This is a genomic window from Methylobacterium sp. WL8, assembly GCF_008040045.1.
Taxonomy (GTDB): domain Bacteria; phylum Pseudomonadota; class Alphaproteobacteria; order Rhizobiales; family Beijerinckiaceae; genus Methylobacterium; species Methylobacterium cerastii.
In genome coordinates, this window is sequence record NZ_VRVF01000106.1 from 1 (window position 1) to 11239 (window position 11239).

Annotated in this window: 7 protein-coding genes; 4 read left to right on the forward strand and 3 right to left on the reverse strand. The window is 63.1% G+C overall.

All coding sequences use genetic code 11. The annotated features are described in order from the left end of the window. Together FV234_RS23695 and FV234_RS23700 are read right to left on the reverse strand one after the other, a co-directional pair. The coding region (locus FV234_RS23695; RefSeq protein ID WP_147832018.1) for a serine acetyltransferase at window positions 1-480 on the reverse strand (480 nt) is incomplete at its 3' end. Between the two features lie 573 nt (window positions 481-1053). Then, window positions 1054-1917: a class I SAM-dependent methyltransferase gene (locus FV234_RS23700; RefSeq protein WP_210250968.1), complete on the reverse strand. Its 864-nt coding sequence runs from the start codon at window positions 1915-1917 to the stop codon at window positions 1054-1056. A gap of 224 nt (window positions 1918-2141) precedes the next feature. Here FV234_RS23700 and FV234_RS26365 point away from each other — a divergent pair, with 224 nt between their 5' ends. After that, window positions 2142-2291 (forward strand): hypothetical protein, encoded by a 150-nt coding sequence (locus tag FV234_RS26365; protein WP_187273791.1) that lies wholly within the window; start codon window positions 2142-2144, stop codon window positions 2289-2291. On the opposite strand, the gene FV234_RS23705 is transcribed toward FV234_RS26365, so the two are convergent. Continuing rightward, window positions 2279-4963, reverse strand: coding sequence for an autotransporter domain-containing protein (locus FV234_RS23705; protein WP_187273789.1), 2685 nt, complete (start codon window positions 4961-4963; stop codon window positions 2279-2281). The genes FV234_RS26365 and FV234_RS23705 overlap by 13 nt on opposite strands. Window positions 4964-6159: 1196 nt before the next feature. Between FV234_RS23705 and FV234_RS23710 the strand changes: the two genes are divergently transcribed. From FV234_RS23710 to istB, 3 genes are all read left to right on the forward strand, one after another. Beyond that, window positions 6160-7494 carry a glycosyltransferase family 4 protein gene (locus tag FV234_RS23710; RefSeq protein ID WP_246686292.1) on the forward strand — a complete coding sequence of 445 codons (1335 nt, stop codon included), beginning with the start codon at window positions 6160-6162 and terminating at the stop codon, window positions 7492-7494. A 328-nt stretch (window positions 7495-7822) separates the two neighbouring features. After that, window positions 7823-9322 carry an IS21 family transposase gene (gene istA, locus FV234_RS23715; RefSeq protein ID WP_147832024.1) on the forward strand — a complete coding sequence of 500 codons (1500 nt, stop codon included), beginning with the start codon at window positions 7823-7825 and terminating at the stop codon, window positions 9320-9322. After that, the gene (gene istB, locus FV234_RS23720) at window positions 9319-10188 is read left to right on the forward strand and encodes an IS21-like element ISMex8 family helper ATPase IstB (RefSeq protein WP_187273790.1); all 870 of its coding nucleotides are present in this window, start codon (window positions 9319-9321) and stop codon (window positions 10186-10188) included. The genes istA and istB overlap by 4 nt, the downstream gene beginning before the upstream one ends. Window positions 10189-11239 lie beyond the last annotated feature (1051 nt).

An 11239-nucleotide genomic window follows, 5' to 3' on the forward strand; every position in this document is an offset into this window, starting at 1 on the left:
AAGAATAATTGACCCAGGATTTATAGTTATATTGTCTGAAATTTGCACTAATCCAAGCACCAGAACACGAGGTTCGATGATAACATTGTTGCCAATCACCGGCAATCCCGGCCCACCTCCAATATCTCTTTCAGGCGCTTTTAAAAGGCCCCCAACACCCACCTGCATTCCAATATATGCGTTGCAGCCGATTGCTCCCGAGATAACCACTCCAATTGGGTGAGGCAAAAATAGCCCACGACCGATTTTGCTCGATGGTGGTAAGTCAGCCTTGGTCCAAATATTATTAAATATCCAAATTCCCCAGCCAATAAATTTAAAACCACATTCGTGGGCCAGTCGAGCTAAGCGATAGAGAACAATTGCATGGTAACCGCGGTGAAGTTGAGGTAGAGATATCCCACGTCGTTTCCAGTGCTCTTTATCAGCTCTCAGACCATCTCTCATCTGCGACCAACTTAAGACCCATTTGCTTGACATTTATGTTTTCTTTCTAGTAAGCGGCCATATCACTATTGCAAAAAATTAATTCCTCGAAAAATGTAAGCTTATCTGATAGTACGATTTGGCTTATGTTTGATATACAAGGCGCTATTCGCTTGCCCACAAATGGGAATACGCGGAAGGATCATCTAGATTAGCATAATGAAGCCTTCAGGAACTCCCTGACCTTTGCTTGTTTAACGAATTATTTATATTTGCTCGTTTTGAGGAGTATTGCTGTCATAATGTGATTGACGATGCGGACCTTCACACCGATCGCTTCGGTCTCACCAGAGATAGTAATGAGCAAAATATTCTCGTACAAATGAACGGTCAGTCTAAGCAATCATCGCTGCAGGGCGCGGTTTTAGATGTAGGTACCTGGAACTTCAGCACCAAAGCCGCCGTTGATTCTGATCCGAGTGAAGGCCACCACATACATCTGGTAGCCGTCGGGAGCCGATAGGCAATACCTTTCGGCTGTCTACTTCGTAAGCCGCCGTCACTTGCAATCTCCAAGGCCGATTGAGAGGCGCTATAAGAACCTACGCGGCATGCCTGGACCTCGGCTCACATGTCGGCGCGGCGAGTAACCAGCGCCATTACCCACGGGTTGAACCCCGTACTCAGTAATGCGCGCGGCATCCGATTGACGTAGGCGCGTGCCGCCGTACGCGCGAAGGCCGGAACCCGCGAGAAGTCGAGAAACCCGCCGATGCTGCGAGCCTCCATCGCGTAGGGCAGGCCCTCAAGGTAGCGATGAACGTCCGGGTATGCCCAGAGAAAATTTTCCCCCCAGGTCCGGTGAACCGTCGCGCCGAGCCGGCGCGCGAGCCAGCGCTCCCAGGAGGTCGCCTGGCTGTCGGGACCGTGGGCCACGTCGATCGGAAAGGCGCGGTTGGGGCCGCCGATCAGCATCCGCCCACCCGGCGAGAGGACGCGGAAGATCTCCCGCAGCCACTGCCGGCGGACAGCGTGCCAGTCGGGACGGCGGTGGGCGTGGCCGTCGGTCGTGCCGACGTGCTCGATGGCGCCGAAGGTGAAAGCGAAGTCGATGCTGCCGTCGAGGAAAGGGAGCTCGAACGCGTCCGGATCGACCAAATAGAACCGGTCGGCACTCCGGCCGGCCGAGGACCAGCGGCGCGTCAGCCCGGGCAGGTCGATGCCGTAGCTCTCGTAGCCCTCCGTTTCCAGAGCCACCGCCATGCCACCCATGCCGCAGCCTACGTCTAGGATGGTCCGGACCGGAGCTTCTTGTACGATCGGCAAGACGAAGGCCCGGGCCTTGGCCGCCTGGAAGTCGTTCTGCGCGTCGACGTAGGCTTCGTCACAGGTCTCGTCCCGTGTCCAAGCGCGTGGTAGGAGACCGCGATAGCCATCGAGTGTCGTGATGGGTGATCTCAGCATTGTGTTAGGCTCTTTCAGATCGTTCATATAGCCGGGACCAACAGTGAAACTGGACCAGATCGACATCCACACCGCCGGACCCATGGTTGAGCAAAAAAGCAGTGAGGTGCGATCATTGCTATTTCTGATTGTATTAAATCGGTCCATGCAACTGCGTAGAATACGCAGACTCGGATTTCGATCGCCCCCCCCCCGCCTGCCCCAAAGAAGTGGTCTTCCCTGACTTATGCGTTCCAGCCATGGGGAGGCTCTTGTCAGTAAACGTGTGGGTGCTTTCGCTCGGCCTCGCGCTGCTGGCGCAGGACTTGTCCGATCTGAATGTGCCGCTTAAAAAGTCCGCCCGCTGGATCGAGGCGACTCGTGCCGACCTCGTCGCATGGTGGCGCCGTCAGAAGCGGTAGGTAACGTTGCCCTTCGCCCCGTGGTCCTGCGCGCGGCTACCGACTTGCCCGGCATAGGATAGGCCGACGGTCATGGTAGGCAGAACGACCCAGCTGAGACCGGCCTCCATCACCACCGCGCTGCGATCGACCGGCGCGCCGCGGGTCAGCGCCGAGACGCCACCGGTGTTGAAGGCCAGAAGTGCGGTTGGCGTCACGTCGCCGAAGGCGCCGCGATAGCCGACGAGCCCGCGCAGCAGGATCGGCAAGCCGCCGATGAAGCCGTCGATCCGCGCCTCTGCCCGTACGCCCGCCGTGGCGGTCGTCACGGTGGTGTCGCGCGCCGCGCCGGCCAGTGCCGCCGCGCCGCCCAATTCCGAGAAGGCGTCCTGGCCGACGCGGATCATTGCGCCGCCGACGAAGGGCTCCAGCGTTAGGCCGGCGAGATCCATGCGGTAGCCGACCTCCCCAAACGCCTGCGCGACGCTGCCGCCGTAGGCGGCGTGAGTGTTGTCGCGGAAGCCGGCGAAGGCGACGTCGCGCCGGGTCTCGGTGTCGCTGACGCCGTAGAGGCCACCGATCCTTAGATCGAACGCGCCCAGCCCGATCCCGGCATAGACCGACCCGAACCCGGTCTGGACGTTGCCACGCGACAGTCGCAGCGGCACGTCGAGCGCGGTGTCGGTGTAGCCGGCTGCTGCGCCGACGCGGATCATGTCGCTCGCCGCCACGTCGCCGCCGACAACGAGGCCCGCGGTGTTGCGCCCGAGGGCGGCCGCGTTGCCGTCCGAGGCAGTGCGGCCGAAGCTGCCGAAGCCCTGGCCCCAAAGGCCGACGACCCGCTGGTCGAGGCTGCCGGGTCCGAGGCCGGTGCCGCATTCGGGCACAGAGTTCAGCGGTACCCTGGCGACCGGCGCGCGCTCGGCCGGCAGGCCGGAACCGGCCGGCGTGCAGGTGAGCCCGGCGCCGTCTGCCCAGCGCATCCTGTCGAGGATCGCCTCGCGCACCAATCCGCCGGCCTCGACGAGGGCGGTAACCGCGCTGGCGTGGACCTCGCCCGAAAGCGCGTCGAAGGCCTGTCGGGCCTGAGCGGTGGAGAGTGGGCCAACCGCGTCGTAGACGGCGTTGCCGGTGCCGAGCGATTGCGCGCGTCGTCCGGCGGCGACGCCGTTGAAGGTCGCGCCGGCGGTGTCGAAGCCGAGGTCGTTGCGGGCCAGATGGAGCTGCACGGCATCGTCCGCATAAGTCAGCGACGGCGTCAGGAAGGCGAAGTTCGCGGTCACGCCGGCGAACCGCCCCTGCACGCCGCCCGCGGCGTCGAGGATCGTGTAGGTGGTGTTTGCGCGGTAGGTGCCGGCCTGCGCCTGTACGTCGACGAGACCGCCGCGCAACGTCGCGATGCCGCCCGCCACGATCCGGTCGCTGTGGCCGGCGGCGTCCGCCTTCACCTGGTAGGTCGAGGCTGCCTCGAACAGGACGTTGCCGTTGGCCAACAGCGTACCAATCGCATCGTAGCCGGGAGCCACGCGGCCACCACCTCGGATGCTGAGGCCGCCGAGCGTGCCGGTTCCCTCGATGATCGCGCCAGAGGCGACGGAAACGTCGGCCGCGCCGAGGTTGCCGCCGACCCGCAAGCGCCCCTCCGCCACCGTCACGCTGCCGGCGAGTGGGCTGTTGCCGGAGAGATCGAGCCGCCCGGCGCCGGCCTTCACCAGCGCGCCGGTACCGTCGATGGTGCCGGAGAACAGCGTATCGCCGCCATTCGAGCCCACGGTGAAGGTGGCGCCGCCGAGTGAAACCCGGCCGTCGCCGTTGAGCGCGGCGACGCTCTGGTTGGTGCCGGCGAGGTCGAGGCTTCCAGCCCCGGCGACGATCAGTGTCGTGCCCGCGGGGAGAGCGCCGGCGATCCCGGAGCGCAGGATCCCGTTGGTGACCGTGGTGGCGCCGGAATAGTTGTTCGCTTGGGTGAGAAGCACGGTGCCATCGCCGCTTTTGGCTAGAGAGCCGGACCCCGACAAGACCGCATCGACGGTACCGGCCTGGAGCCCGTAGATTGTGCCGCGCAGGGTGCCGTTGCGGATGGTACCGGCGGTGAGCACCACTGGGCCGGCGCTCGCGCTGGTACCGCCGAGGTCGAGCGTTCCGCCGCCGACCACGAGGGCGGCGTCCGCAGCGCCGAGGCGTCCAGTCGAGGTCAGTTGCAGCGTTCCGCCGTCGACGCGGGTGCCGCCTGAGTAAGTGTTGGCGCCCGACAGCGTCACCGTGCCAGCGCCGGACTTCACGAGCGGGCCGGGTCCGGTCAGCGCGGCATCAATACTGCCGGATTGCACGTCGTAGACCGAGCCGCGCAGCGTCCCGTCGGCAATGGTGCCGCCGGTGAGCCGGACCAATCCGACGTTTTGCGTCGTGCCGCCGAGGTCGAGTCGTCCGCCCGAGACCACCAGCGCTGCGTCGGGCACACCGAGCGTCCCGGCCCCCGTCGTCGACAGCGTCCCGGCAGTGAGGCTGGTGCCGCCGGCATCAGTATTGGCGGCCGAGAGCGTGACGCTGCCCGTGCCAGCCTTCGAAAGGCCACCAGAGCCGCCGACCGAGCTCGCCAGAGTCACGTCGTCCGGCCCGTCGCAGGCCAGACCTGTCGTGGTCGCCGCGCAGGCGGCGTGCGCCGGACCCACCGGCACCGTCATCGCCGCCATGCCAAGTATCAGCGGCAGCAAGGCGGTCGTCGCGAGTAGGCGGCTTCGCGGCGGGCAGGAACTGGCGTGCGACATGCGGCCATCCGAGGGCGCGAAGAGACGGTCCGGCGGCCGAGCGGCCACCAGCCGAGTGCCGAGCGTGACGGCACGACGACGCGGTGAAGACGGATTCCAAGTGGCGGCGAAACAATTAACGCGGCCTCAACCACGTTGAAAAAATACAATCGCGGGTTGTTTTTCTCGATCGACATCGGTGCCCCCCTTGGCAAGCCGCGTGTAAGTGCCTGACCGATCAAGGTCCGTGGCGAGGTTGAGCGGCTAAGGTGGCAACGAACCCTACAAGGCGCTGAAACCTGACCTGGACCTGCAATGTGGACCCCAGGCCAACGCGGCAGATGCATGGCCGTTCGGGCCTATGCGATAAAATGATCTGACGGACGCCGAGCGGACCGTAATCACGATCTTAATTCTAAAACCGACGCCGTGTAAAAATCTTCCAGTTCATACTATACGAAACATCCTGAGATTCAAATTCCACAATCTGCGTAGGAACATTGCTTGGCGGCTGACCGTATTGGATCCTTAAACACCCCGAACAGATGTGACCCGACGGCAGATGAAAGATTGCTTGCGGAGCGCGCCGACAACTGTCGGCACGGCTGACAAGGTCGATAGCTGCCGTCCCTCATCGTGGGTAAAACAATCGTTTTATTGGCACATGACCATTTCGACTACGACGGCAGGATCAGAGCGGTAAGGCCTGACCCCTATCGATACCGGCAAGCCTCCGTCGCAATCGGTTTCTAACGCCGCAGCCGGCGGACAGGGCAGGATTTCCGCGCTGTTTTAGGCGAGAACGAGACGGAAGCCGCCGGGCATGGCCACTTCGTGAGCGCACAGCGCGTCGCGGGCGAGCATCGCTGTGGCCCGTTTCATCGCGACCTCGTCAGAGCTCAACTCGACGCCGATCTAGAACCGCGTTTGCGAACCGGCTCGATCGCGCGCTTGCAACAAATGGCAACACGTCAGCCCCACGGCGGACGGATACCGTGCAAGACACTCTGAAAAATTATCGGAAGTTCCATGCGCGGTCTGCATCCCCCGCATCCAAAGAATCAGCAGTGTTTACGCAAATCCGATCATAAATTCGTATTTTCAAATGCCTCATCCCGTTGTAGCGAGCAGACAGAAACGCAATGCTTTACTTCATTACAACCATTGGTTGTATATATCTATGGACTTTTCATCCCATGATCGATAAATCACTACTCGTCTCATCTTCTGAAACGAATGCCGATGATCCCCGTATCGGCACGGTCTTCGGGCCGGGGCGGACAAGCGTTGCCGGGAGCGTGACAGTAAAGCGGATCACCTGCGTACATCAAGGCTTCGAGCTCTACGGCTCAGACCGGTGCTTCGTCGAAACGGTACAGACCATCCGTGCGGCCTATCCGGCTGCACAGATCGACGTGGTGCTGCCACGCTCAGGCCCGATCTTGGCGGCGCTGGAGGCGATCGACTGCAACATCATGATCGAACCGCTTTGGATCCTCCGGCGTAAAAACCTAATCCGGCTTGCCACGGTCGGCATGATGGCGCTGCCCTTCGCGGTGGCTCGGGCCTTGCGCCGGATCCGTGCGAGCGACCTCGTCTATATCAACACCACGGTGGTGGCCGACTACCTTCTCGCCACCCGGCTCCTGCCGGGTCGTAGCGTCGTGCATGTCCACGAGATACCGGAGGGGGCGGTGCTATCGGTGTTGCGGGGGCTGATCCGTTGGAGTGGGGCCAACGTGGTCTTCAACTCGCGCGCCACGGAAGCCGCCTACGCGATGCCGGCCTCGGTCATGTCACGGGTCGTCTACAACGGGATCACCGGGCCGACGCTGCCGAACCAGCAGGATTATGACGGCTCGCGTCCGCTACGCCTGCTGATGCTCGGGCGGATCAGTCGGATCAAGGGGCAGGACGTATTGGTCGAGGCGCTGGCTTCCCTGCCTGCTGCCGTGCGTGAAAAGATCGAGCTGCGCATCGTCGGTAGCGCCTTCGAGGACACGGCGCGCGAGGCAGCGCTGGCCGCCCGCATCGCCGAGGCTGGCCTCTCCGAGCAGGTCAGTATGCAGCCCTTCGTCACCGACCCGAGCGACCTCTACCGCTGGGCCGACGTGGTGGCGCAGCCCTCGCAGATGCCTGAATCGCTTGGCCGTGTGGCGATCGAGGCGATGTCTTACGGCATGCCGGCGCTTGTCACGAACCTTGGAGGCCTGAAAGAAGTGGTGACCGACGGCGCAACGGGGTGGGTCGTTCCGGCTGGGTCGCCGACGCCGCTCGCAAAGACCCTGGCAAAGATCGTCACCGATCCGTCCACCTGGCACGACTTTGGTGCTGCGGCACGCGCACGCTATGAGAGCGTGTTCTCGGCACCCTCGGCCGCCAAGGGGATCAGCGCCATGCTGCGGCTCACCCTTCACGGATCGCGGCAGGGCCCCGCCGGAGCGGCGAACAAGGTGTCGATGCACAAGTCCGTTTAATCCCGCACGATCCAGAGTCGGTCCGTTCCTACGGGTGCATTTTGACATCAATCGCGGCGGCAGGTGCTGTCGAAGCCATTCATAGACGTGCGCGACGACCCGTTGACGAGACAACGCTGAATAGTCCGTTAGTCACCGCCGCTTCCGCTGCCATCACCGCGACCGCTGCCATCACCTGAGCTACCACCCGCGTGTCCATGCCCGGAACCATCCGGCGATGTGTGTAGGGCGGTGACAAAACCATTCACTGGAGCGTCGGCGCCGTGCTGATGCGGGCGGGGTAAAAGCCGGCCAGTTTGAGAGGCTTCTCTTTCGGGAGGGGCCCAGGATGTTTGCCGTGGAAGTCTACGCGGCCGTTCGGCAGTTCGTTTTCATCGACGGCCACTCTCGTCGTGAGGCAGCTCGGGTATTCGGGCTCAATCGCGAGACGATTGCCAAGATGTGCCGGTTCTCACTGCCACCGGGCTACACGCGCTCGAAGCCGATCGAGAAGCCGAAGCTGGGGCCGCTGCTGCCGGTGATCGATGCGATCCTGGAGGCGGACCGGATCGCACCCGTCAAGCAGCGTCACACGGCCAAGCGGATCTTCGAGCGTCTGCGCGACGAGCACGGCTACGCTGGCGGCTACACGGTGGTGAAGGATCACGTCCGGATCGCACGCGCGAGTGGGCGGGAGACCTTCGTGCCGTTGGCGCACCCGCCGGGTCATGCCCAGGTCGACTTTGGCGAAGCGATCGCCACCATCGGCGGCGTACGCCGGAAGATCCACTTCTTCTGCATGGACCTGCCGCATTCCGACGCCTGCTTCGTGAAGGCGTATCCGCGGGAGACCACCGAGGCGTTCCTCGACGGGCATGTCGCTGCCATCGAGTTCTTCGACGGCGTGCCGCTGTCGATCCTCTACGACAACACCAAGATCGCGGTCACCAAGATCTGCGGCGGAGGCCAGCGCGAACGTACCCGTGCCTTCACCGAGCTGGTGAGCCACTACCTGTTCCGGGACCGCTTCGGGCGTCCGGGCAAGGGCAACGACAAGGGCAAGGTCGAAGGCCTGGTCAAGTACGCCCGGTCCAACTTTATGACCCTGGCCCCGGTGGCGGCGTCCTTCGAGGCGCTGAACGCGGATCTGGAGCGACGCTGCCGGACCCGGCAGGATGAGCGGGCCGGACAGCATGCCGAGAGCATCGGCACGCGACTGGTCGCCGATCGTGCCGTTCTGCGTTCCTTGCCGGCGGTCCCGCTGGAGCCCTGCGAGAAGCGGGCTGGGCGCGTCTCCTCGACCGCGCTGGTTCGCTACCGCTGCAACGACTACTCGGTGCCGACCGCCTACGGCTTCCGGGACGTGCTGGTGAAGGGCTTCGTCGAGGAGGTCGTAATCCTATGCGGCAGCATCGAGATCGCCTGGCATGAGCGCAGCTACGGCACGGGCGTGTTCGTGTCCGATCCGCTGCATTACCTCGCGCTGATCGAGACCAAACCGAACGCTCTCGACCAGGCGGCCGCGCTCCAGGGCTGGGATCCGCCCGAAGCGTTCCAGCACCTGCGCCACCTCCTGGAGGCGCGCATGGGGAACGGCGGCAAGCGCGAGTTCATTCAGGTGCTGCGCCTGATGGAGGCGATGCCGAAGGACGTCGTGGCCTCGGCCGTCACCGACGCGATCCGGCTCGGGGCGATCGGCTTCGACGCGGTCAAGCTGATCGCACTGGCCCGGCTCGAACGACGACCGCCCCGGCTCGACCTGGCGGCCTATCCGCATCTGCCCAGGACCATGGTGAGGACGACCGTGGCCGCCGACTACGCCGTGCTGGTGCCGGAGGTGGCGGCATGAGTGCGGCACGTGACGAGACGATGTCGGGCGGCGGCACCGGCGGCACGCCGGGGATCCTGCTCGCCCACCACCTCAAGCAGCTGAAGCTACCCACAGTGCTGCGCGAGTACGACAAGGTCGCCCGGGAATGCGCCCAGGGCGGCATCGACCACCCGCGCTACCTGCTCCGGCTGGTCGAGCTGGAACTGATCGATCGCGAACGGCGCATGGTCGAACGCCGGATCCGGTCGGCACGCTTCCCAGCGGTAAAGAGCCTCGACACCTTCGACTTCACCGTGATCCCGAGCCTGAACAAGATGCTCGTGCTGGAGCTGGCGCGCTGCGGCTACATTCTCGGCCGAGAGAACGTGATCGCACTTGGCAACTCCGGCACCGGCAAGACCCACATCGCCTTGGCGCTCGGCTTGGCGGCCTGCCAGAAGGGCTTCTCGGTCGCGTTCACCACCGCGGCCTCTCTGGTCAACCAACTTCTGGAGGCACGCGACGAGCGCCGTCTGCTTCGGCTGCAGCGCGAACTGGCTTCGGTGAAGCTGCTGATCGTCGACGAACTCGGCTACGTGCCGCTCTCGCCGACGGGGGCCGAGTTGCTGTTCGAGGTCTTCTCCCAGCGCTACGAGCGCGGCTCCACCGTGGTGACTTCGAACCTGCCGTTCGAGGATTGGGCCTCGGTCCTGGGCTCGGAGCGGCTCACCGGCGCGCTGCTCGACAGGCTGACCCACCACGTCAGCATCCTGAGCCTGAACGGCGACAGCTACCGCCTCAAATCCTCCCGCAGCCGGCGCGGCCGAGCCGACGGCAGGGCGGAGCAAAACCAGGCCACCACCGATCCCCACGATCCCGAGACGGGCGAGATCCTACCAGCTTGAGCCTCATGGTCGGCGACGAACGATGAAGGGGTCCGATCGGGCCTCTTCATCGTTCCAGCGGCCGGCCGCCACCGGCCTGGTTTTACTCCGCCACAGCGGCCTGGAATTGGTCCGCCCTTTACATCCAAAGCGTCATGAAGACAGCGAAGCTGAAGATGAAGACTTCGAGGGCATGATTCTGGTCCATCCACGAACCTCATCGGCTGTGTCCGGGGCGGAGAGCATACGCACTATCGCTGAGCCAAAGCCAGCAGCCTCTACCGCTTCAATGACATGCACGATCAAGGGGCAACATCTCGGCCAAGGGCGATCGGATTTACCACCTGCCGGGCACGAACTCCTACACGCGCACCGTAATTGATGAGAAGGCCAGTGAACGCATGTTCTGCACCAAGGATGAGGCGAAGGCGACTTGGTAGCGAGCGCCACAATTATACCCGGCAGCAAAACTAAAAGGCTTATGTCAAGACGAAACTTAAACAAATTATGCAAAGTACGAATATGCTAGTGCCGTCGGGACAGCGATTGTACTTATAATGGACAATGCCATAAGAGAGACAACGACATCTCCGTGCGTTTTTGGCTTATCTTTTAGTATGTAATCAGCCGGCACTGACAACATCAAGAATGGCAATGAACATATGACAAAGACCGCGCACAATGCGTAGTACGGGATCACCGCCACAATTAGCAGCGGGACCGAGAGATCAAGCCGTTTCGTTCCGCTCAACGTCGAGGACATGTAGGACACGGAGCCGATCCTTGTTCCACGTGAAATGCAATCAGAGATAGAATTGCACTTATTACCACAACCGCAATGGCAAGCCGCCGCGTTCGCGCGTCGGAGAATACGCAGGCTCGTGATTGATCCGCGGCGCCGGTTCCAGGAAGTCCGCTCAAAAACGCCCCTGAGCGAATCCGGTGGGTCGTGTCCCTAGGCGTGGTGTAGCTTGGTGAGGGCCACCACGATCACCGGCTTGGGCCGGGACGATCAGGCTGCGAGGGTGGGCAGGCTGACGAGGGGATCATCGCCGATCGGGGCGATGCTTTC

What these genes read in the sequence shown, in the direction of transcription:
- FV234_RS23700 (WP_210250968.1), bottom strand. Translation starts at nt 1,917, where the DNA reads ATGAACGATCTGAAAGAGCCTAACACAATGCTGAGATCACCCATCACG.
- FV234_RS23705 (WP_187273789.1), bottom strand. Translation starts at nt 4,963, where the DNA reads ATGGCGGCGATGACGGTGCCGGTGGGTCCGGCGCACGCCGCCTGCGCG.
- FV234_RS23710 (WP_246686292.1), top strand. Translation starts at nt 6,160, where the DNA reads ATGCTTTACTTCATTACAACCATTGGTTGTATATATCTATGGACTTTT.
- istA (WP_147832024.1), top strand. Translation starts at nt 7,823, where the DNA reads ATGTTTGCCGTGGAAGTCTACGCGGCCGTTCGGCAGTTCGTTTTCATC.
- istB (WP_187273790.1), top strand. Translation starts at nt 9,319, where the DNA reads ATGAGTGCGGCACGTGACGAGACGATGTCGGGCGGCGGCACCGGCGGC.